Here is a 20,230-nt window from a genome sequence, read left to right as displayed (position 1 = left end):
AGCAGCATGATCCGGCGATTGCCAGTTGCGATCCCGGCCGCTATCGAGCGGTTTGCAATCATTGGCCCCGTGCATACATATGGCCGATCAAAGTCACTCGTACCGCGCCAAATCGCCTTTTGAAGGGATGGTGCGAATCGGAGCCAAGAAATGTCCAATGAATTGACCATGCACGCCACGACCATCGTGACGGTGCGCAAGGGCAACAAGGTGGTGATCGCCGGCGACGGCCAGGTCAGCCTGGGCCAGACCATCATGAAGGGCAATGCCCGCAAAGTGCGCCGCATCGGCAAGGGCGGCAATGTGATTGCCGGTTTCGCGGGCGCTACCGCCGACGCCTTTACGCTGCTGGAACGCCTCGAAGCCAAGCTCGAACAATATCCCGACCAACTGACGCGCGCCTGCGTCGAGCTCGCCAAGGACTGGCGCACCGATCGCTATCTGCGCCGGCTGGAGGCGATGATGCTGGTCGCCGACAAATCGGTCTCGCTGGCGCTGACCGGCAATGGCGATGTGCTGGAACCCGAACATGGCGTCATGGCCATCGGTTCGGGCGGCAATTACGCGCTGGCCGCGGCACGCGCGCTGATGGATACGGACAAGGATGCCGAGGAGATCGCCCGCAGGGCGATGCAGATCGCGTCCGATATCTGCGTCTACACCAACAACAATTTCGTCGTCGAAACGCTCGATGCCGCCTGAACCAGACCATGACCCCGCAAGGTGGGAACCGGTTTTCGGAAAAGATCATGGTCAAACAAGAAAGTAGCTACGATTTTCGGCCGGTGACCAAAAAGGACCTGCCGATGATCGCCGGCTGGCTCGCCGAGCCTCATGTTGCGGAGTGGTGGGACGATCCCGAGACGGAAATCGCGGAGATTGCCGATCACATAGACTCGATTTCCGTCGAGCCGCTGATTGTTGAGCTCGACGGAAAGCCGATCGCCTATCTGCAGAGCTATGATCCGCACATGGAAGACGGCCATCCCTATGCCGATCAGCCGTTCGGCACGTTGGGCATCGATGTCTCGATCGGCCGGCCGGAACTGATCGGCATCGGCCATGGCTCTGCCATCGTGCGTCAGTTCGTCGAAGACCTGTTCGAGGAAGGCGTGCCGCGTGTCATCATCGATCCCGACCCCGCCAATCTCAGGGCCATCCGCGCCTATGAAAAGGCGGGTTTCCTGGCCATTGATCGCAGGCAGTCGATCTATGGCGACGTCGTGCTGATGGCGATCGATGCCGAAGACGCGCAAGAGGGGTAATCCAGGGCATGGTCACATCCAGCGAGGACAAGAGCCTTTCGGCCTACGAGGACAGCTGGCGGATGGGGCTGCTGATCGTCGCCGGCCTGCTCGTCGCCCAGGCTCTCACGCTCTATCTGATGGGCCATCCGCCGATCTGCACCTGCGGCTATGTCAAGCTGTGGCATGGCGTGGTGAACAGTTCGGAGAACTCCCAGCACATTTCGGACTGGTACACTTTCTCGCACATCATCCACGGCTTCCTGTTCTATGCGCTGGCCCGGTTCCTGTTCCCGCGCTCGCCGATCGGCTTGCGGCTGGCATTCGCCGTCCTCGTCGAGGGCGGCTGGGAAATCCTCGAAAACAGCCCGTTCATCATCGAGCGCTACCGCGCCGGCACCATTTCGCTCGATTATTACGGCGACTCGATCATCAATTCGGTGTCCGACACACTGGCCATGGTGCTGGGATTTGTGATGGCGCGAAGGCTACCTATATGGGTGATCGTCAGCCTCGCCATCCTCTTCGAACTGGGTACCGGCTATCTTATCCGGGACAATCTTACACTCAACGTGATCATGCTGCTGCATCCGTTCGAGGCCATCAAGCAGTGGCAAAGTGGAATTTAGTGATATGAGCACATTTTCTCCCCGCGAAATCGTTTCGGAACTCGACCGCTTCATCATCGGCCAGAAGGACGCCAAGCGCGCCGTGGCCATTGCCTTGCGCAACCGCTGGCGCCGCCAGCAGCTCGAAGGCCAGATGCGCGAAGAGGTGATGCCGAAGAACATCCTGATGATCGGCCCGACCGGCGTCGGCAAGACCGAGATCTCGCGCCGCCTGGCCCGGCTGGCCGGCGCGCCTTTCGTCAAGGTCGAAGCGACCAAGTTCACCGAAGTCGGCTATGTCGGTCGCGACGTCGAGCAGATCATCCGCGATCTGGTCGAAATCGCCATCGGGCTGGTGCGCGAAAAGATGCGCGAGGACGTGAAGGCACGCGCCCACGTCAACGCCGAGGAACGCGTGCTGGAAGCGTTGGTCGGCAAGACGGCGAGCCCGGCGACGCGCGATAGTTTCCGCAAGAAGCTGCGCGACGGCGAACTCGACGACAAGGAAATCGAAATCGAGGTGGCCGACACCGGCAATGGCGGCATGCCCGGCTTCGAAATTCCCGGCATGCCGGGCGCCAATATCGGCGTGCTCAACATCAACGACATGCTGTCGAAGGCAATGGGCGGCAAGAAGACCAAGCTGCGCAAGACGACGGTGAAGGAGTCCTACGACCTGCTGGTCAGCGACGAGTCCGACAAGTTGCTCGACCAGGACGAGGTGGTGCGCCGGGCTCTGGACGCAGCGGAAAATGACGGCATCGTCTTCCTCGACGAGATCGACAAGATTGCCGCCAGGTCGGACATTTCGGGCGGCCCGTCGCGCGAAGGCGTGCAGCGCGACCTGCTGCCGCTGGTCGAGGGCACCACGGTGGCGACCAAATACGGGCCGTTGAAGACGGACCACATCCTGTTCATCGCTTCGGGCGCGTTTCACGTCTCGAAGCCGTCGGACCTGTTGCCGGAATTGCAGGGCCGCCTGCCGATCCGCGTCGAACTGCGTGCGCTGGAGAAGGACGATTTCGTCCGCATCCTGACCGAGACCGAGGCCAGCCTGATCAAGCAGTATATCGCGCTGATGAAAACCGAGGGCGTCGAGCTGACCTTCACCGACGACGCCATCGATTCGCTGGCCGGCGTCGCCGTCGACCTCAATGCCAGCATCGAGAATATTGGCGCGCGGCGGCTGCAGACGGTGATGGAGCGGGTGCTGGACGAGATCTCCTATGATGCGCCCGACCGCAACGGCACGGCCGTCACCATCGACGCCGCCTATGTCCAGAAGCATGTCGGAGACCTCTCCAGAAACACCGATCTGTCGCGGTTCATCCTCTGAACGAAGACGCCGGAGCGGTCCGGCGCGGCATCGAGTAACAACTCCGGCAGGAGCCATGTGTGGCCAGATGGTATCATCTGGCCACCTTTCGTCTCGCCGGATGAAGAGGCGCTCTCGACTCGACCAGGTGCTTTACCTAGTTTGCGCGGCAATTCTCTAGGCGGCGGCGCATGAAAAAACTCATCCTGGTCATTCTCGGCTTGACGCTGGCGGCGACGCTGTTCGCCGCCGACGCGGCGACATTGGTGCCGCCGGGAAACCGCAATGCCGAGCAGCCTGACATTCCCGGCGCCTCCAGTCGCCGCACCCAGGCGACCAACACCAGCTTCCAGGCGAAGTATCGCAAGGTCTATGCCTTGCTGCAGAACGACGCCGACCTGCGCGGCAAGATCAAGAAGGCGGCAAGCGCCTATGGCATCGACCCGACGCACATCGTCGGCGCCATCGTCGGCGAGCACACCTACAATGTCGACGCCTATGACCGGCTGCAGACCTATTATGTCAAGGCGATCTCCTACCTCTCGAGCAAGCTCTCCTTCGCCTATGATGGCGAGGACATCAGCGATTTCGTGCAGCGGCCGGAATTCAGGAAGTGCGCCGCGATTTCGGACAGCTACGATCTGTGGGAATGCCGCGAACAGGTTTGGAACCGCTCGTTTCGCGGCAAGACCGTCGGCGGCGAGGATTTCCCCGACAACCGGTTCGGCGCCACCTTCTTCCAGCCCTATTATGCCGGCCAGACCTTCGGCCTCGGCCAGCTCAACCCGCTGACCGCCCTGCAGATGAGCGATCTCGTGCACAAGGTGTCGGGCTTGCCGAAGCTCGACGTCTCCGATCCCAATTCGGTCTACAAGACCATCATGGATCCGGACCTGACGCTTCCTTACGTCGCCGCGACGATCAGGAAGTCGATCGACGCCTATAAGAGCATCGCCGGCTTCGACATTTCGGGCAATCCGGGCCTGACCGCCACGCTCTACAATGTCGGCAATCCGGAACAGCGCGCCTATGCGCTGAAGGCGGAAAACGAAAAACGCCGCGCCACCGGCGAGCCGGAGAAGCTGCCGGAAGAGAATTATTACGGCTGGCTGGTCAACGACAAATTGCCGGAGCTGAAGGCGCTTTTCTAGGGCGGACCCGGCGCGCTGACGTTGATTGCCAAAGCCGCGCCGCCCCTCATTGTCCTGCCGGACGTTCGTCGTTCGAAAAGCCAAGCAATTGGCTTTTCGTCCGCTGCGCGGACCACTTCTCAACTCCCCGTATAGTGACGGAGAAAAAGACGCTGTTATCAATGATTTCGCCAATCGGTGCATGAATTGCGGCGAGGTTGCCATAGCCCCCTTCTCCCCGTTCCACGGGGAGAAGATGCCGGCAGGCAGATGAGGGGCGGCGCCGACATCCACAAGGTGCACGACCCCTATGCCGCCAGCAACGCCTTCAGCTTGACTTCAGGCGATCCCAGCGCGTCCGCCGACGGTTTTGCCCGCTTCGCGATCAGCATCTCGGCCAGCCTGATGTCGCGCGCCACCGCATTGCCCGGGCCGATGCCGCTGGCCGCCACCAGCCTGCCGTCTTCGGCCAGATGAAAGAGGATGAAGGCGCCGTCACCGAGATCGCGGCGCACGGTGCTACGGCCTTCGTCGGATAATCCCGCGATCTGCAGGGACAGGCCATACTGATCCGACCAGAACCACGGCACCGCGGCATGCGGCTCGCCGGCGCCCAGCATGTTCCTGGCCGCCAGTGCGCCCTGTTCCTGCGCGTTGCGCCAGGCTTCCAGCCGCACGCGGCGGCCGCCATAGATGGCAAGCGGGAACGAGCAGCAGTCGCCGGCGGCGAAGATGTCGGGATCGCTGCTGCGCAGTTCTGCGTCGACCGCGATGCCGTTTTCGATGGCCAGGCCGGCCTCCGCCGCCAGCCCGGTCACCGGCACGGCGCCGATGCCGATCACGGCGAGGTCGGCAATGATCTCGCGCCCGCCGGCAAGCGTCACCCGCACCTCCTCGCCGTCGTCGGCGACGGCGGAGATGCCTTCCCCGCAGATCACGTCGACACCCTCGGCGACATGCGCGTCATGGATGATTTCGGCGATCTCGGCCGGAACGCCGCGCATCAGGATGCGCGACTGCGCCTCGATGACGGTGACATCTGCGCCGAGCTTGCGCGCCGCCGCGGCAAGCTCGAGGCCGATGAAGCCGCCGCCGATGACGGCGATGCGATTGCCGGCGCTGAGATGAGCGCGGATGGCCAGCGCATCGGCGAAGGTCCTGAGATAGACGCAGCGCCCGCCAAGGCCAGGCATCGGCAGCTTGCGTGGGGTCGAGCCAGTGGCCAGCAGCAGCTTGTCGTAGGGCAGCACCGAGCCGTCGGACAGGCGCACCGTGTGCGCCGCGCGATCGATCGCGATCGCCTGAACGGAATGGATATGCCGGATCGCTTTTCCCGCCAGGATTTCGTCGCTGGCAATCGCCTTGATTGCAGGCGCGTCGCTGGCCATCGCCTCCTTGGACAGAGGTGGCCTCTCATAGGGCAGATGCGGCTCGTCGCCGACCAGCGTCACCGGCCCGTCATAGCCGAGATCGCGCAGCGTCAGTGCTGCCCGTCCGCCGCATTCGCCGGCCCCGATGATCACCATTCCCGGCGTCATGCCCTTTACCCGATCTGAACCAGCACTTTGCCGGCGTCGACCTTGACCGGATAGGTCCTTAGGTTGACGCAGACCGGCGCGCCCCTGGCCGCGCCCGTCTTGTAGTTGAAGCGGCCATTGTGCTTGGGGCATTCGATGATGTCGTCCATCACCAGCCCGTCGGCGAGATGCACCTTCTCATGCGTGCAAAGTCCGTCGGTGGCGAAATAATCGTCGTCAGGGCTGCGATAGATGGCGAAGGTACGCCCGCCATGATCGAAGCGCATCACATCTTCTTCGTCGATGTCACCGGCGGCACAGGCCTCGACCCAATCGCTCATTCAGTCCTCCCCTGGAGTTGTCGGATGTCATTCCGCCGCCGCGGCGACGATGTCGTTGTGGAATTCCTCGCGGTACGGCCTGGCGGTCGGCGGCAGCTCGCGCTTGAGGAAATAATCCTCGTTGCGCAGCTGGCGGCGGAAGGCCGGGATCATCTCGCGGTAACCGGCCAGGATCGAGGGCGTCGGCGCCGGCAAATCGTGCTTGATCAGCGCGTGCAGCCTGGGCAGCGCATGGTAGGGCACCATCGGGAACATGTGATGCTCGACATGGTAATTCATGTTCCAGTAGATGAAGCGGCTGATCGGGTTCATGTAGACGGTACGGCTGTTCAGCCGATGATCGGTGACGTTGTCGGCAAGGCCGCCATGCTGCAGCAGGCCGACCATCACATGATGCCAGGCGCCGTAGAGCCGGGGCAGGCCGACCAGCATCAAAGGCAGGAACGACCCGGTATAGAGTGCCAGCGCGATAGTCGCTGCATAGATCGCCGTCCAGATGCGGGCAATATGGATCGCCTTGGGCTGCTCCTGTTCGGGAATGAAGGTTTTTTCCGCAGCGCTGATGTTGCCTGCGGCGTTGCGCAGCATGTCCGACATCGCGTGCCAGGCGTCGAGCACGCCGACAAAACCGAGGACGAGGCGCGCCAGGTCCGGCGGCCGCATCACCGAGATCTCGGGATCGCGGCCGACGATGATGGTGTCGGTGTGATGGCGCGTGTGGCTCCAGCGCCAGGTCACCGGGTTGCGCATGATCATGAAGCAGGCGATCTGATAGACCGCGTCATTCATCCACTGCGTGCGAAACGCGGTTCCATGGCCGCATTCGTGCCAGCGTGAATCGGTCGACGAGCCGTAGAGCACGCCATAGACGAAGAAGAACGGCACGCACCACCAGCTGCCCCAGAACCAGGCACCGCCGGCGCCGCTGACGATGAGGGCGGCCAGCCAGATCGCGGTGTCGCGGATCGCCGGGCCATCGGAGCGCTGCATCAGCTCCTTCATCTGCTTGCGGGGAATGTCGGTGTGATACCACTCGGCGGCCGACAGGCCGTTCTCGACGGCAAGCCGGGCGTCGCGGCCGATCAGGCTGTAGTCACGCCGGGACGGCGCTGCGGTCATGATTGCCTCCCAAGGCAACGGGCTCGATACCCAGAAATAACGCCGCGCCATGATAGACTCAACATCACAAAGATAGTTTCTATCATTTCCTATCAAAGTAAGGTATCGATATCAGGCAATCGAGCGGGGACGATCATGGCGAAACGGCCGACCATCACTGATCTGGCGCGCGTCTCCGGCGTCAGTGTCGCCACGGTGGACCGCGTGCTCAACAATCGCTTGCCGGTGCGCGAGGAAACGGCGCGCCGCGTCTACGAGACCGCGACCGAGATCGGCTATCATGCCGCCGGCCTGATCAAGCAGAGGATGCGCCACGAGCTGCCGGAATACCGGCTGGGCTTCCTGCTTTTGAGAGGCAACGACGTCTTCTACACGGAGTTCGCGCGGCAGCTCGAACTCGCGGTGTCGCAATCGCAGCGCTTCCGCGGCGTCGCCATCATCGACTTCGCCAGTTCGCTGACGCCGGATGAAATCGTCGAGCGCACGCGCAAGCTGGCGGCCAAATGCAGGGCGGTCGCCCTGGTCGGGCCCGATCATCCGGCGCTGACGGTCACCGTCGAGGAGATGAAGGCCAAGGGATTGCCGGTCTTTTCCCTGCTGTCCGACTTCGCGGCCGGCATTCGCGAGGGCTATGTCGGCCTTGACAACCGCAAGGTCGGCCGCACCGCGGCCTGGATGATCTCCAAGGCGGCGAAGCGGCCGGGCAAGGTCGCGCTCTTCGTCGGCAGCCACCGCTTCCACGGCCATGAACTGCGCGAGATCGGCTTCCGCTCATTCTTCCGCGAGCAGGCGCCGGACTTCACCTTGCTGGAAACGCTGGTCAATCTCGAGGCCAACCAAATCACGCAGGACACGCTGCTCGACCTGCTCGGCCGCCACCCGGACCTCGTCGGCTGCTACGTCGCGGGCGGCGGCATGGAAGGCGCGGTCGCGGCGCTGCGGCAGGCCAGGCCCGCCGAGATGCCGGCGGTCGTCTGCAACGAGATATCGGCGGTCTCGCGGTCCGCCCTGGCGGACGGGGTGCTGACCATGGTGATCTCCACGCCGCTGGCTGCCTTGTGCCGCGAACTGCTCGGCCTCATGGCGCATGCCATCGAGACGGGCGCGGCCAACGCACCCGGCCAGACCTTCCTGCCGTTCGACATCTACCTGCCCGAGAACATCTAGCGAGCTTTGGCCTAAAGCATAGCGCCCGACCTGCATCCAAATTGACGCATTACCGATCGCTAATATATACATACCCAATGGACGGGGATGGGTTTGGGTATATCGCTTTTGGGAGCGACGAGCTCTATGCGCGTGGCGCGCTCTTCAGCGCGCTTCGCTTGCTTCACTATTGCCCGGGTGCCAGGATCACGGTGCTGACCGACCGACCCTCCATTTTCGACGGCTATCCCATCGAAGCGATCGAGCTCACGGCCCAGAGACAGACCGAGATGTCCTTCGGCAATCGATACAGATTTGGCATCAAGGCCGCCGGCATCATCGATCTGCTTCAACGTTGCGAGCGCCTGTTCTTCATGGATGCGGACATGTATCCGACCGGCGACATATCGCGCTGTTTCAACCGAATTTCAGCCTTGTCCTCGATAATGTGGCGGTGCGAAGGGCGCCCAAAGGCTCCCTATCGCTCGCTCGAAGGCGAGGGGCTCTCCATTGGAGGCCGCATCCTGATCGGAGATGAAACGATGTGGGCGAGCGGCGTCCTTGGCGTTCATCATCACAACATTCCGGCGCTGGAGCGAGCATACGCGGCCAGCGAGAAAGTCAGTGAAATCGTGCATTTGCACACCCCGGAACAATTCTGTACCGGCGTCGCGCTATCCCAGGACGGGCGAACGATCAGCCGCCACTGGCTGCCGATCCGCAACTACAGTACCAGGGGAAAGAAGCTCCATGCCCGAAGGCGAATTGGAGCTTTCTTCGATCTCAACGGCAAGCTCAGTGTCGAACGGCAGGTGAAGCAGGCGGCGTCGTGCAGGGTCTGGAGAGCGCCGCTCGATCTCTTGTTGCAGAGAGACATCTGGCATTTCTGAACGCCATGCCATCGCCCGCCGACGGCATCCAAGGAATGGACCCGGCGCGCAGACGCCGTCGGCTCCGCACCGCATTCCCGTGTCCGCCAAAATCGCACATCCGGTTCTGGAATCTCCCTTGACGCCTCCCGAGCAAATGGAATAAATATTTCACCAGTCACGTATTTTGGTTCTTTCGTTCCGGAACATCTGTTTCATCAAGAGGCCTTGGCGTTCCAGCAAACGGCAGGCGCAACCCGGGGAGAGAGACGGTAATCGGGAGAGATTCCCCAGGCAGAACGGGGATTCCGGAGAGATCGGTGCAACCGGACACCAAAAGTGGAGGAGAAATACAATGAAGAAACTGCTTTTGGGCGTCGCCTTCGCGGCGCTGATGAGTTCATCGGCCATGGCCGCCAAGATCGGCGTGTCGATGGCCAAGTTCGACGACAATTTCCTCACCGTGCTGCGCAACGGCATGATCGAGCAGGCCAAGGGCATGAGCGGCGTCGAGTTGCAGGTCGAGGACGCGCAGAACGACGTCGCCAAGCAACTCGACCAGATCAAGAACTTCGCCGCTTCGGGCGTCGACGCCATCATCGTCAACCCGGTCGACACCTCGGCCACGCAGGCGATGTCGGATGCGGCGGCCGCGGCCAAGATCCCGCTGGTCTATGTCAACCGCCAGCCGGTCAATGTCGACACGCTGCCAGACAACCAGGCCTTCGTCGCCTCGAACGAGGCCGATTCCGGCACGCTCGAAACCAAGGAAGTCTGCCGCCTGTTCAAGGAAGCCGGCAAGAAGGAAGCCAATGTCTATGTGATCATGGGCGAGCTTTCCAACCAGGCCGCCGTGCAGCGCACCAAGGACATCGACGATGTCATCGCCACACCGGACTGCAGCTTCATCAAGATCATCGACAAGCAGACCTCGAACTGGGATCGCGACCAGGCGCAGAACCTGATGACCAACTGGCTGTCGACCGGCAAGAAGTTCGACGGCGTCATTGCCAACAATGACGAAAGCGCCATCGGCGCCATCCAGGCGATGAAGGCCGCCAACATCGACATGAAGTCGGTTGTCGTCGGCGGCGTCGACGCCACCCAGGACGCGCTTGCCGCCATGCAGGCGGGCGACCTTGATGCCACCGTCTTCCAGGACGCCGCCGGCCAGGGCGCGGGGGCGCTGGATGCCGCGCTGAAGCTCGCCAAGGGCGAGAAGGTCGAGCACAAGGTCTATGTCCCGTTCCAGCTGGTCACGCCGGCCAACATCGACAAGTTCCTGAAGAAGAACTGAGCCGCGGACATACGGAGCGGCGCTCTCGCGCAGCGACAGCGCCGCTCCGCTTCCCTCGGCGCCCGAAGATGCTCGGGGAACGACCGCGGCTGACGGAGGATAGAAGAATTGGCACAGACATCTCACGGCGTCGGCGGGGTCAGCTATGACGCCAGGAAGCGCACATGGCCGGCCGAATTCAACGTCTTCCTGGCGCTCGTCATCCTCGTCGTCATCTTCGAACTGATCGGCCGGGTCTTTCTCGGCGACAGCTTCCTGTTCAACACCCGCAGCGACGTCTCCGGCCTCTTCAACGAGGCGCGCCTGCAGATCATCATTCTGCAGGTGTCGATCGTCGGCATCATCGCCATCGGCGTCACGCAGGTGATCATTACGGGTGGCATCGACCTATCCTCCGGCTCGATCGTCGGCGCGACGGCCATGATCGCCATGAGCTTTGCCCAGGTCGCGACCGTCAACGGCAATCCCAACCCTAAGGCGATGTTTCTGGCCCAAGGCTGGACCGACCTGCCCGTGATCGTCCCGGTGCTGGTGGCGATCGGCTGCGGCCTGCTCGCCGGCCTCGTCAACGGCGCGCTGATCGCCTACACGCGCATCCCGCCCTTCATCGCCACGCTCGGCATGATGGTGACCGCGCGGGGCATCGCCAAATGGTGGTCGAAGGGCCAGCCGATCTCGTTCCCGACGGACAGTTTCGCCGCCATCGGCAAGGGCCTGATGCCCGTCATCATCTTCCTGTCGCTGGCCGTGCTGTTCCAGCTGATCATGACCTACACCAGATATGGCAAGCACTGCTACGCGATCGGCTCCAACGAGGACGCCGCGCGCATGTCTGGCATCAAGATCGCCAACCACAAGATCCTTGTCTATGTCATCGCCGGCATTCTTGCAGCACTCGCCGCCGTCGTGCTCTCCTCCAAGAACCTCACCGCCCAGGCCGGCATGGGCGTCATGTACGAACTCGATGCCATCGCCATGGCGGTCATCGGCGGCGTCTCGCTGTCGGGCGGCCGCGGCTCCATCATCGGCACGGTGATCGGCGCGCTGATCTTCGGCGTCATCATCTCCGGCTTCACCTTCCTGCGCCTCGACGCCTACTACCAGGAGATGGTCAAGGGCGTGATCATCGTCGGCGCGGTCGTTCTCGACCAGTGGCGCCAACGCATGCGGGCATTGAGGGGTTGACCATGCCAGATATCTCCACGACAGACATCGTCCTGAAAACCGAGAACCTCACCAAGCGCTATGGCGGCGTGCATGCGCTTGAAGGCGCCAATTTCGAGCTGCGCAAGGGCGAGCATGTCGCCATCATGGGTGACAACGGCGCCGGCAAGTCGACCTTCGTGCGCCAGATCACCGCCGTCGAGCAGCGGACCAGCGGCCAAGTCTGGTTCGATGGCAAGGAAGTGAATTTCGCCGGTCCGATCGAGGCCCGCGAGGCAGGCATCGAGACGGTGTTCCAGAACCTGGCGCTGGCCGACGACCTCGACGTGCCGTCGAACCTGTTCCTCGGCCGTGAAAAGGTGCTGTTCAATCTCGGGCCATTTTCGATCCTCGACCGCAAATACATGCGCAAGGCAACCGAGGCGGCGCTGGTCCGCACCGCGGTCAAGATCCCCAACCTCTCCAACACCATCCGCCACATGTCGGGCGGCCAGCGGCAGTGCGTGGCGATCGCCAGGACGGCGACCTTTGCCTCCAAGCTGATCATCATGGACGAGCCGACGGCGGCTCTCGGCGTGCAGGAGACGGCGCAGGTCGAAAACATCATCCGCACGCTGAAGGACAATGGCGAGCCGCTGATCCTGATCAGCCACAACATGCGCCAGGTGTTCGACCTTTGCGACCGTATCGTGGTGTTCCGGCGCGGCCGCATCGTCGCCAATCTGCGCAAGGAAAATACCGACGGGCAGGACATCGTATCCTATATCACCGGCGCCAAGACCGGCGAGGCGGAACTCGCGGCCTAAGGGCCGGGCTCGGAGGCGATGGTCATCGCCTTCCCGTCGATTTGTCTTGACCGTAAAATCATTCAGCGCCCATGACCGGCGCCCCGCTTCGAACCATCCCCAGAGGAAAATATCCATGACTGTTCGCTTCGCCCTCCTTGGTGCCGGCCGCATCGGCAAGGTCCACGCCCGCGCCGTGGGTTCCAACCCCCAGGCAAAACTGGTCGCCGTGGCCGATGCCTTCGAGAAGGCGGCGAGCGAATTGGCTGTTGCCTATGGCGCCGAGGTGCGCAGCATCGACGAAATCGAGAAGTCCAAGGACATCGACGCGGTCGTCATCTGCACGCCGACCGACACCCATGCCGATCTGATCGAGCGCTTCGCCAAGGCCGGCAAGGCGATCTTCTGCGAGAAGCCGATCGACCTCGACGTCAAGCGGGTCGAGCAGTGCCTGGCCGTTGTCGACAAGGCCAAGGCGACCCTGATGGTCGGCTTCAACAGGCGTTTCGACCCGCATTTCGCCGCCGTGCGCAAGGCGATCGACGACGGAGCCATCGGCACCGTCGAGATGGTCACCATCACCTCGCGCGATCCCGGCGCGCCACCCATCGACTACATCAAGCGCTCGGGCGGCATTTTCCGCGACATGACCATCCATGATTTCGACATGGCGCGCTTCCTGCTCGGCGAGGAGCCTGTCGCGGTCAGCGCGCACGCCTCGGTGCTGGTCGACAAGAAAATCGGCGAAGCCGGCGATTTCGACTCGGTCAGCGTCATCCTCGAAACGGCTTCGGGCAAGCAGGCAGTCATCTCCAATTCGCGCCGCGCCACCTATGGCTACGACCAGCGCATCGAGGTGCACGGCTCGAAGGGCATGGTGGCGGCCGAGAACCAGCGGCCGGTGTCGATCGAGCTCGCCAACGAGAAGGGCTACACGCGCCCGCCGCTGCACGACTTCTTCATGACCCGCTACCTCGACGCCTATGCCCTCGAGATCGCCGCCTTCATCGCTGCGGCGACATCCGGCAAGAAGGCGGCGCCGAGCGGCGCTGATGGCCTCGTGGCGCTGAAGCTGGCCGATGCGGCGCTGAAGTCGGCGACCACGGGCAAGACCATTCGTCTCGACAAATAAGAACCGGACCCAACGCACAGGAGCAGAGCGATGAGCGCATCCGCCGATCGCAATTCGAACACACGCGCCATCGTCACCGGCGGTGCGCAAGGCATAGGATTCGCGGTCGCCGAAGCGCTGGCCGACGAAGGCTGCCGGGCGCTGGCGCTCATCGGCCGCTCGCAGGAGAAGGGCGACAAGGCTGTCGCTCATTTCAGGAAATCAGGCGTCGACGCCATCTTCATCAGCGCCGATGTCTCCAAGGTTGCCGACTGCAAGCGCGCGGTCGCCACCGCGCTCTCGCATTTCGGTACGATCAACGCCCTGGTCAACGCCGCCGCCACCTCGGCGCGCGGCTCGCTGGTCGAGACCTCAGAAGAGCTGTTCGACCAGATCTTCGACACCAATGTGCGCGGCCCGTTTTTTCTGATGCAGGGCGTGGTGGCGCATCTCTTGGAGAAAAAGGCGCCCGGATCGATCGTCAACGTGCTGTCGATGTCGGCGCATACCGGGCAGTCCTTCCTGACGCCCTATTCGACCAGCAAGGGCGCGCTGATGACGCTGACCAAGAACGTCGCCAACGCTTATCGCTTCAACCGCATCCGCTGCAACGCCGTGCTGCCCGGCTGGATGGACACCGAGGGCGAGGACATCGTGCAGAAGAAATGGCACGATGCGCCCGACGACTGGCTGGCGAAGGCCGAAGCCGCGCAGCCGATGGGCCAGTTGGTCAAGCCGGACCAGCTCGCACGGCTGATCAGCTACATGGTCAGCCCGCAATCGGGCGTCATGACCGGATCGCTGGTCGACTACGATCAGAGTGTCGCCGGGTCGTCGCCGGAGTAGGTTCATGCGAGCGATCTGCGTGGCGCACCTTGAATCTATCCTATGTCTGTCTTTTTGAAATCCTGACCGGTGTAGAGCAAAGCCAAATTATATGCCTTGCAACAGGCGTAGGAAAAGCAATCGCCCATATTGAGCTGCGCCGGCGAATCGACACCCTTGCCGTAACTGCGTGCGGCTTCGATGGCGAGCCGCCCGACTTCGGCCGAAATGAGGACCTCGCCGATTCCCAAATCCTGCACGAAACGGTCCACGGCCGCATTCGCCTTTGCGACTGCCGCCGGTTGGATGGGTGAAGGCAGGGGGGTCTTTGAACGCGCCAAGGCCATCGCGGTCTCGAAACGAACGATCGCCGAAATGAAGAAAGGCCCGCCATGGGCGTCCATCCGGGCGGCGAGTTCTCCTGCCGTGGGCTCCGGACGCAACAGAGCGACGACCGCCGAAGCGTCAATGAACAAGCTCATAGTCCCCCTGAAAGCTCGTCCGAATAGGCTCTCATATCGAAGTCAGGATTATCCGCTCCGATTTCGCCAGCCATTCTGACTGCCTCCGCCAAGCGTTCCGACACAGTTTGGGCACTGCGGGCGCGCTCAATTTCATGCGTCAGGGCCCGGCGAACCGCCTCGGCTTTGCTCGGCGCCTTCGTGAGGCGCTGCACCTCAAGTACCAGCCGGTCGACTTCCCGGTCCTTCACATAAAGCGGCATTGGAGCATATCCTTTTTGGAATATCCAACATATACCTTCTTACATATTCAAACAAGGTCGCTATCAGGTGCGTGACATTCAACGCAAGTTCAGCTATAGCCGACGCATGATCAACCTGACCGCCACGTATTGGTACTTTAGGAGCTCGCTGGCGGCGGGAGGATTGCGCTCGATCTGAAGATTGCAGCAACAAGATCCGAACAGCCGCCAGACCTGGCGGCTTTTTTGTTTCAGCCGGCAGGTTCCCAAACAGGAGCAGAAAGCCGTGTTGACCACCACAGACGACCTCCGGGTCAAGGAACTGAGACTGCTGAGCACGCCGGACGAGGTGATGCGCGAGATACCGCGCTCACTCACGGCGACACGCACCGTTGCCGCCTCGCGCAACGCCATTCACTCCATCCTCACCGGGGCCGACGATCGGCTTGTTGTCATCGTGGGCCCTTGTTCCATCCACGATCCGGTCGCGGCCGTTGATTATGCCAGCCGTCTGGCGGCGCTGCGCGAGGCTCTGTCCGACCGGCTCGAGATCGTCATGCGCGTCTATTTCGAGAAGCCGCGCACCACGGTCGGCTGGAAAGGCCTGATCAACGATCCCGACCTGGATGGCAGCTTCAACATCGACAAGGGGTTGCGGACGGCACGCAACGTGCTTTCCGCCGTCAACAATCTCGGCCTGCCGGCGGCGACCGAATTCCTCGATATGACGACGCCGCAATACATTGCCGACCTCGTCGCCTGGGGCGCCATTGGCGCGCGCACGACCGAGAGCCAGATCCATCGCGAGCTGGCCTCGGGTCTCTCCTGCCCGGTCGGCTTCAAGAACGGCACCGACGGCAATCTCAGGATCGCCGGCGAGGCGGTGAAGTCGGCCGCCCAGCCGCATCATTTCATGGCGGTGACCAAGGGCGGACGCAGCGCCATCGCGGCGACCACCGGCAATGAGGATTGCCATGTCATCCTGCGTGGTGGCGTTCAGCCCAACTACGATGCGGCAAGCGTCGAGGCCGCATCGGTCGAACTCGTCCGCATCGGTATCGCCCCCCGTCTGATGATCGACGTCAGCCATGCCAACTCAGCCAAGAAGCCGGAGAACCAGCCCAAGGTCGCGGCCGATGTCGCGGGCCAAGTGGCGGCTGGCGACGAGCGCATCATCGGCGTCATGATCGAGAGCAATCTCGTCGCCGGCCGGCAGGATGTCGTGCCCGGCAAGCCACTGGTCTACGGCCAGAGCATCACCGATGGCTGCATCGACTGGGCGACCACGGAGACGGTGCTGCACGGCCTTGCCGGCGCCGTGGAATGGCGCCGGTCGGCGCGCCGCAACTTGCTGGACAGCCGGCAAGGCGCCGCCTGATCTGGGGGAGCATAAGGGCGGCGCTTCCAGTTTCAGTCCAGGACCATGCCGCTCCTAGGCCCCGCAGCGCTCACCTCCTTGCATGTCACCGATCCGCGTGTTACATACTGAACCAAATGGTTCAGTATTCTCCTGCCCGCCTGGATGCCTCGTTCGCCGCGCTTTCGGACGCCACCCGACGCGGCGTTCTGGAGCAGCTCGGCCGTGCGGATGCCTCGATCACGGACTTGGCCCAGAAATTCCATATGACCCTCACGGGCATGAAGAAGCATGTCGGCGTTCTGGAGCAGGCAGGCCTCGTCACGACGCGGAAGGTCGGGCGCGTGCGGACCTGCAAGCTCGGCCTGCGCCGCCTGGAGGAGGAGACGGGATGGATCGAGAGATACCGCCAGCTCTGGGCCGCACGCTTCGACGAGCTGGACAAGGTTGTCGAGGAAATGAAACGGAAGGAGGAAGCCGATGGACGAAACAAGAGCGAATGAGCCCACCCCCATGCAGAACCGCACGACGGTGGAACGGAAGTCCGACCGCGAGCTGGTCGTCACGCGAACCTTCGACGCGCCGGCCCGCATCGTGTTCGAGGCCTGGACAAAGCCCGAGCTGTTCAAGCAGTGGTGGACGCCGAAATCGATGGGCATGTTCCTGCGTTCCTGTGAGATGGATGTTCGTGTGGGAGGCGGGTACCGCTTGGTGTTCGGGCATGATGACTCGCACCCCGCCGAGTTCTTCGGCAGGTATCTCGAAGTGACACCGCCCTCGCGCCTCGTCTGGACCAATGACGAAGGTGGTGACGGTGGACCCGTGACCACAGTGACCTTCGAGGAAAAAGGCGGCAAGACGCTGCTGGTCATGCACGAGGTCTATCCCTCGAAGGAGGCCCTCGACGCCGCCGGTACCGGGGCGGCGGATGCGATGGCCGAGACGTTCGGGCAGTTGGACGAGCTTCTCGCCACGCTGCGGCACGGCGCCGCCTGATCCGGCAGGCGCCAGAAGGCGGCGGTTCGGTTCAGCCCGAGACTACGCCGCCCTCAGCCCTTCCCATGCGGTGAACACGGAGACCGCGAAGAGCAGCAGCCCGGCCGCCCGGCCGGCAAGGATGGTCACCCGTGGATTGGCGATCAGAAGCTTGCGGCTGCGGCCGGCCGATATTGCGAGCCCGCCATAGACCGCGGCCTGCGTCAGCATGGTCAGCAGGCCCATGATCGTCGCCTGCATCCAGATCGGGCCGTAGTCCGGTTTCAGGAACTGCGGATAGACGGCGAGCACGAAGAGGTAGGCCTTCGGGTTGATCAGGCAGGTCACCAAGCCCTGGCGAAACGCCTTCCATGCCGAGCGGCTGCCGGCGGGGCTCTCGTTGCCGACGGTGATGGAGCTGCGCATCAGCGTGATGCCGATGAAGGCCATGTAGGCGGCGCCCGCTAACAGCAGCGGCTTGAACAGGATCGGCAAGAAATGCATCAGCAGGCCGACGCCGATAGCGCCGTTCAGCGTGTGCACCATGCCGCCGACCATGATGCCGCCGGTCGCGGCAAGACCCCTGTCGCGGCCGCCGGTCAACGCATTGGCAAGCACGAACAGCATGTCCATGCCTGGAACGGCGATGATGCCGAACAGGAGGATAAAGAACAGCCAGAGATTTTCAGCATAGCCCATGTCAGTTGCCTGTTGTCCCGCTCGGCCAGCCTCGGCGGAACCTGTTGATTTTCAAATCGATAGGCAGTCCTATAGGCAGGCCCAACTGACGATGGTGTGTCAGTTGTGATCGGTACCAGGTCAGAAAAATGCGCAAGGCCTCGCGCCTGTTCGAGATCATCCAGATCCTGCGGCTGGCGCGGCAGCCGGTGACGGCGGCAATGATCGCCGGGCAACTGGAAGTGACGATCCGCTCGATCTATCGCGACATCGCGGCGCTGCAGGCGATACGCGTGCCGATCGAGGGCGGGCGTGGCATCGGCTACATCCTGCGCCCCGGCTTCGACTTGCCGCCACTGATGTTTTCGATCGAGGAAATGGAGGCGATCGTCCTGTCGCTGGCGCTGCTCGAGCGCACGGGCGACGACGAGCTCAAGCAGGCGGCCAAGCGCGTCGGCGCCAAGATCGCCGGCGCGGTGCCGTCGCCCTTGCGCCAGACGCTCGACGCCAATGCGTTGCACGCCTGGGGCTTCGCCGCGCCCTCCGCAGGCGCGATCGATCTGGCGCTGGTGCGCCGCGCCATACGCGACGAGGAGAAGCTCGAGCTCTCCTATCGCGACGAGCTTGGCCGCGCTTCCGAGCGCCTCATCCGCCCGATCGCTCTGATCTATTACGCCGAAACCGCCAACATCGTCGCCTGGTGCGAGTTGCGCCAGGCGATCCGCAACTTCCGCAGCGACCGCATCGAGGATTGCCGGCCGACCGGGCTACGTTTCAAGGGCGAAGGCGATCGTTTGCGGCAGGTCTGGGTCGACGGATGGGAAGTCAATGCAGCGGCCGCCGGCTAAAGCGACCAGCATAGCGAACCCTACCTTACGTCCACCCAGCGCTTCTCCTCGAAGGAGCGCGCCATGGCGTGCACGGTGCGCTCGATCTCCAGTCCTTCGGCGAACTCGATGAGCCGGGCCGGCTTGCCGGCAAGCCGTGTCAGCAATTCATGGCATTCTATGATCTTGAGGTCGTTGAAGCCGAGGCTGTGGCCGGGCGCCGGCACGAAGAGGTCATAGGGCCTGTGCTGCGGCGCCACCAGAATGGTGCGGTAGCCCTGTTCGGTGGGTCGGTCGGACGTCAGGTAGAGCTGGAATTCGTTCATCCGCTCCTGGTCGAACAGGATCGATCCCTTGGACCCGAAGATCTGGATGGCGATGCGGCCCTTGCGGCCCCAGGCCGAGCGGTTGACCTGCAGCGTGCCGGCAATGCCGTTCTCCAGATGCACGAGCACGCTGGCAATGTCGTAGGTCTCCACCGCGCGCCGGCCGCCTGAGGCCAGCTTGCGGTCGGCATAGGGCTTGGCCATGTCGCAGATGACGCTGCCGACGCGGCCGAACAGCGCGGAGACCAGCGACAGCGGATGCACGGCGAAATCGTCGAGCGCGCCGTAGCCGGAAGTCGCCTCGTGCTTCCAGAAGAACAGCGCCTCGGGATCGGCCATGAAATCCTCGTCCATTTCGATGCGCAGATGGTTGACCTCGCCGATGATCTTCTCGTCGAGCAGCGCGCCGATGTGGCGGATGGCCGGGCTCTGGATGTAGTTGTAGCCAAGCGCGGCGACCCTGCCTGATTTCTTCGCCGCGGCCGCCATCGCCTCGGCTTCGGCAAAGCTCGGTGCCATCGGTTTTTCGCACCACAGATGCTTGCCGGCTTCGAGGACAGCGATGGCCATTTCCGGATGGAACTGATTGGGGGTTGTCAGCGACACGATATCGACCTCCGGGTCGTCGACGACGGCGCGCCAGTCGCTGGTGGCCTTGGCGAAGCCGAACTCGCCTGCCTTGCGCCTGGCGAGCTCCTCATTGACCTCGCCGAGATGGACGAGCCGTGGCTTGGCCGCATCGGGGAAGACGGCCCCGACGGCGCTCCACGCGATGGCGTGGCATTTGCCCATGAAACCCGTGCCGATAAGACCGACGCCGACCATTTTTCGTTCCTCCGCTGCCATAGAAGCTGAGTGGATGAATTAGTCCATTTTTTTCAGGAATGGAATGT

The 20,230-nt window shown here is 62.9% G+C and carries 23 protein-coding genes; 16 read left to right on the top strand and 7 right to left on the bottom strand.

What is annotated here, in order from left to right; genetic code table 11:
* Positions 1–150: 150 nt before the first annotated feature.
* The 5 genes from hslV to MESAU_RS03030 all read left to right on the top strand — a co-directional run bounded on the left by hslV (position 151) and on the right by MESAU_RS03030 (position 4,318).
* Entirely contained in the window at positions 151–702 is a 552-nt protein-coding gene (hslV, locus tag MESAU_RS03050; protein ID WP_015314580.1) for an ATP-dependent protease subunit HslV, read from the top strand.
* A 47-nt stretch (positions 703–749) separates the two neighbouring features.
* The gene (locus MESAU_RS03045) at positions 750–1,265 is read left to right on the top strand and encodes a GNAT family N-acetyltransferase (protein ID WP_015314579.1); all 516 of its coding nucleotides are present in this window, start codon (positions 750–752) and stop codon (positions 1,263–1,265) included.
* Between the two features lie 8 nt (positions 1,266–1,273).
* The gene (locus MESAU_RS03040; RefSeq protein WP_015314578.1) at positions 1,274–1,873 is read left to right on the top strand and encodes a DUF2585 domain-containing protein; all 600 of its coding nucleotides are present in this window, start codon (positions 1,274–1,276) and stop codon (positions 1,871–1,873) included.
* Between the two features lie 4 nt (positions 1,874–1,877).
* Entirely contained in the window at positions 1,878–3,188 is a 1,311-nt protein-coding gene (gene hslU, locus MESAU_RS03035; RefSeq protein ID WP_015314577.1) for an ATP-dependent protease ATPase subunit HslU, read from the top strand.
* A gap of 170 nt (positions 3,189–3,358) precedes the next feature.
* A complete protein-coding gene (locus tag MESAU_RS03030) occupies positions 3,359–4,318 on the top strand; it encodes a DUF1402 family protein (RefSeq protein WP_015314576.1) in 960 nt (319 codons plus the stop codon).
* Between the two features lie 287 nt (positions 4,319–4,605).
* Here the strand turns inward: MESAU_RS03030 and MESAU_RS03025 are convergent, their stop codons facing one another.
* From MESAU_RS03025 to MESAU_RS03015, 3 genes are read right to left on the bottom strand one after another with little or no spacing between them, the layout of a single operon-like run.
* A complete protein-coding gene (locus MESAU_RS03025; RefSeq protein ID WP_041163265.1) occupies positions 4,606–5,835 on the bottom strand; it encodes an NAD(P)/FAD-dependent oxidoreductase in 1,230 nt (409 codons plus the stop codon).
* Positions 5,836–5,840: 5 nt separating this feature from the next.
* The gene (locus tag MESAU_RS03020; protein ID WP_015314574.1) at positions 5,841–6,155 is read right to left on the bottom strand and encodes a Rieske (2Fe-2S) protein; all 315 of its coding nucleotides are present in this window, start codon (positions 6,153–6,155) and stop codon (positions 5,841–5,843) included.
* 27 nt (positions 6,156–6,182) lie between these two features.
* Positions 6,183–7,274 carry a fatty acid desaturase family protein gene (locus MESAU_RS03015; RefSeq protein ID WP_015314573.1) on the bottom strand — a complete coding sequence of 364 codons (1,092 nt, stop codon included), beginning with the start codon at positions 7,272–7,274 and terminating at the stop codon, positions 6,183–6,185.
* A 135-nt stretch (positions 7,275–7,409) separates the two neighbouring features.
* On the opposite strand from MESAU_RS03015, the gene MESAU_RS03010 reads away from it, so the two are divergent.
* The 7 genes from MESAU_RS03010 to MESAU_RS02980 all read left to right on the top strand — a co-directional run bounded on the left by MESAU_RS03010 (position 7,410) and on the right by MESAU_RS02980 (position 14,492).
* Positions 7,410–8,441, top strand: a complete 1,032-nt coding sequence (locus MESAU_RS03010) for a LacI family DNA-binding transcriptional regulator (protein WP_015314572.1) — start codon at positions 7,410–7,412, stop codon at positions 8,439–8,441.
* A 41-nt stretch (positions 8,442–8,482) separates the two neighbouring features.
* Positions 8,483–9,310, top strand: coding sequence for a hypothetical protein (locus MESAU_RS03005; RefSeq protein WP_245262939.1), 828 nt, complete (start codon positions 8,483–8,485; stop codon positions 9,308–9,310).
* Between the two features lie 334 nt (positions 9,311–9,644).
* Positions 9,645–10,586: a sugar ABC transporter substrate-binding protein gene (locus MESAU_RS03000; protein ID WP_015314570.1), complete on the top strand. Its 942-nt coding sequence runs from the start codon at positions 9,645–9,647 to the stop codon at positions 10,584–10,586.
* A 108-nt stretch (positions 10,587–10,694) separates the two neighbouring features.
* Entirely contained in the window at positions 10,695–11,771 is a 1,077-nt protein-coding gene (locus tag MESAU_RS02995; protein WP_015314569.1) for an ABC transporter permease, read from the top strand.
* Between the two features lie 2 nt (positions 11,772–11,773).
* Positions 11,774–12,556: an ATP-binding cassette domain-containing protein gene (locus MESAU_RS02990; protein ID WP_015314568.1), complete on the top strand. Its 783-nt coding sequence runs from the start codon at positions 11,774–11,776 to the stop codon at positions 12,554–12,556.
* A 115-nt stretch (positions 12,557–12,671) separates the two neighbouring features.
* Complete coding sequence (gene iolG, locus MESAU_RS02985; RefSeq protein WP_015314567.1) at positions 12,672–13,667, top strand: inositol 2-dehydrogenase; 996 nt, start codon at positions 12,672–12,674, stop codon at positions 13,665–13,667.
* Between the two features lie 30 nt (positions 13,668–13,697).
* Positions 13,698–14,492 carry an SDR family oxidoreductase gene (locus tag MESAU_RS02980; protein WP_015314566.1) on the top strand — a complete coding sequence of 265 codons (795 nt, stop codon included), beginning with the start codon at positions 13,698–13,700 and terminating at the stop codon, positions 14,490–14,492.
* 35 nt (positions 14,493–14,527) lie between these two features.
* On the opposite strand, the gene MESAU_RS02975 is transcribed toward MESAU_RS02980, so the two are convergent.
* Both MESAU_RS02975 and MESAU_RS02970 read right to left on the bottom strand, forming a co-directional pair.
* On the bottom strand, positions 14,528–14,953 hold the full coding sequence (locus MESAU_RS02975; protein WP_015314565.1) for a type II toxin-antitoxin system VapC family toxin: 426 nt from the start codon (positions 14,951–14,953) through the stop codon (positions 14,528–14,530).
* The gene (locus MESAU_RS02970) at positions 14,950–15,195 is read right to left on the bottom strand and encodes a type II toxin-antitoxin system VapB family antitoxin (RefSeq protein WP_015314564.1); all 246 of its coding nucleotides are present in this window, start codon (positions 15,193–15,195) and stop codon (positions 14,950–14,952) included. Before MESAU_RS02970 ends, MESAU_RS02975 begins: the two co-directional genes overlap by 4 nt.
* A 265-nt stretch (positions 15,196–15,460) precedes the next feature.
* Here MESAU_RS02970 and MESAU_RS02965 point away from each other — a divergent pair, with 265 nt between their 5' ends.
* The 3 genes from MESAU_RS02965 (at position 15,461) to MESAU_RS02955 (ending at position 17,527) form a co-directional block, all read left to right on the top strand.
* The gene (locus MESAU_RS02965; RefSeq protein ID WP_015314563.1) at positions 15,461–16,552 is read left to right on the top strand and encodes a 3-deoxy-7-phosphoheptulonate synthase; all 1,092 of its coding nucleotides are present in this window, start codon (positions 15,461–15,463) and stop codon (positions 16,550–16,552) included.
* Positions 16,553–16,668: 116 nt separating this feature from the next.
* Positions 16,669–17,034, top strand: coding sequence for an ArsR/SmtB family transcription factor (locus tag MESAU_RS02960; protein WP_015314562.1), 366 nt, complete (start codon positions 16,669–16,671; stop codon positions 17,032–17,034).
* Positions 17,012–17,527 carry an SRPBCC family protein gene (locus MESAU_RS02955; protein ID WP_015314561.1) on the top strand — a complete coding sequence of 172 codons (516 nt, stop codon included), beginning with the start codon at positions 17,012–17,014 and terminating at the stop codon, positions 17,525–17,527. The genes MESAU_RS02960 and MESAU_RS02955 overlap by 23 nt, the downstream gene beginning before the upstream one ends.
* 42 nt (positions 17,528–17,569) lie before the next feature.
* Here the strand turns inward: MESAU_RS02955 and MESAU_RS02950 are convergent, their stop codons facing one another.
* Positions 17,570–18,205, bottom strand: a complete 636-nt coding sequence (locus tag MESAU_RS02950) for a LysE family translocator (protein ID WP_015314560.1) — start codon at positions 18,203–18,205, stop codon at positions 17,570–17,572.
* 128 nt (positions 18,206–18,333) lie between these two features.
* Here MESAU_RS02950 and MESAU_RS02945 point away from each other — a divergent pair, with 128 nt between their 5' ends.
* Positions 18,334–19,032: a helix-turn-helix transcriptional regulator gene (locus tag MESAU_RS02945; protein WP_015314559.1), complete on the top strand. Its 699-nt coding sequence runs from the start codon at positions 18,334–18,336 to the stop codon at positions 19,030–19,032.
* A gap of 20 nt (positions 19,033–19,052) precedes the next feature.
* Here the strand turns inward: MESAU_RS02945 and MESAU_RS02940 are convergent, their stop codons facing one another.
* On the bottom strand, positions 19,053–20,162 hold the full coding sequence (locus tag MESAU_RS02940) for a Gfo/Idh/MocA family protein (protein ID WP_015314558.1): 1,110 nt from the start codon (positions 20,160–20,162) through the stop codon (positions 19,053–19,055).
* Between the last annotated feature and the right edge of the window lie 68 nt (positions 20,163–20,230).

It is taken from the genome of Mesorhizobium australicum WSM2073 (genome assembly GCF_000230995.2).
GTDB classification, from domain to species: domain Bacteria; phylum Pseudomonadota; class Alphaproteobacteria; order Rhizobiales; family Rhizobiaceae; genus Mesorhizobium; species Mesorhizobium australicum.
The sequence above is the reverse complement of the archived record's forward strand: the minus strand, read 5'-3'. Positions and strand labels throughout refer to the sequence as shown.

Coding starts and splice junctions, on each gene's coding strand:
- hslV (WP_015314580.1), top strand. CDS start 151: ATGTCCAATGAATTGACCATGCACGCCACGACCATCGTGACGGTGCGC.
- MESAU_RS03045 (WP_015314579.1), top strand. CDS start 750: ATGGTCAAACAAGAAAGTAGCTACGATTTTCGGCCGGTGACCAAAAAG.
- MESAU_RS03040 (WP_015314578.1), top strand. CDS start 1,274: ATGGTCACATCCAGCGAGGACAAGAGCCTTTCGGCCTACGAGGACAGC.
- hslU (WP_015314577.1), top strand. CDS start 1,878: ATGAGCACATTTTCTCCCCGCGAAATCGTTTCGGAACTCGACCGCTTC.
- MESAU_RS03030 (WP_015314576.1), top strand. CDS start 3,359: ATGAAAAAACTCATCCTGGTCATTCTCGGCTTGACGCTGGCGGCGACG.
- MESAU_RS03025 (WP_041163265.1), bottom strand. CDS start 5,835: ATGACGCCGGGAATGGTGATCATCGGGGCCGGCGAATGCGGCGGACGG.
- MESAU_RS03020 (WP_015314574.1), bottom strand. CDS start 6,155: ATGAGCGATTGGGTCGAGGCCTGTGCCGCCGGTGACATCGACGAAGAA.
- MESAU_RS03015 (WP_015314573.1), bottom strand. CDS start 7,274: ATGACCGCAGCGCCGTCCCGGCGTGACTACAGCCTGATCGGCCGCGAC.
- MESAU_RS03010 (WP_015314572.1), top strand. CDS start 7,410: ATGGCGAAACGGCCGACCATCACTGATCTGGCGCGCGTCTCCGGCGTC.
- MESAU_RS03000 (WP_015314570.1), top strand. CDS start 9,645: ATGAAGAAACTGCTTTTGGGCGTCGCCTTCGCGGCGCTGATGAGTTCA.
- MESAU_RS02990 (WP_015314568.1), top strand. CDS start 11,774: ATGCCAGATATCTCCACGACAGACATCGTCCTGAAAACCGAGAACCTC.
- iolG (WP_015314567.1), top strand. CDS start 12,672: ATGACTGTTCGCTTCGCCCTCCTTGGTGCCGGCCGCATCGGCAAGGTC.
- MESAU_RS02980 (WP_015314566.1), top strand. CDS start 13,698: ATGAGCGCATCCGCCGATCGCAATTCGAACACACGCGCCATCGTCACC.
- MESAU_RS02975 (WP_015314565.1), bottom strand. CDS start 14,953: ATGAGCTTGTTCATTGACGCTTCGGCGGTCGTCGCTCTGTTGCGTCCG.
- MESAU_RS02970 (WP_015314564.1), bottom strand. CDS start 15,195: ATGCCGCTTTATGTGAAGGACCGGGAAGTCGACCGGCTGGTACTTGAG.
- MESAU_RS02960 (WP_015314562.1), top strand. CDS start 16,669: ATGGTTCAGTATTCTCCTGCCCGCCTGGATGCCTCGTTCGCCGCGCTT.
- MESAU_RS02955 (WP_015314561.1), top strand. CDS start 17,012: ATGGACGAAACAAGAGCGAATGAGCCCACCCCCATGCAGAACCGCACG.
- MESAU_RS02950 (WP_015314560.1), bottom strand. CDS start 18,205: ATGGGCTATGCTGAAAATCTCTGGCTGTTCTTTATCCTCCTGTTCGGC.
- MESAU_RS02945 (WP_015314559.1), top strand. CDS start 18,334: ATGCGCAAGGCCTCGCGCCTGTTCGAGATCATCCAGATCCTGCGGCTG.
- MESAU_RS02940 (WP_015314558.1), bottom strand. CDS start 20,162: ATGGTCGGCGTCGGTCTTATCGGCACGGGTTTCATGGGCAAATGCCAC.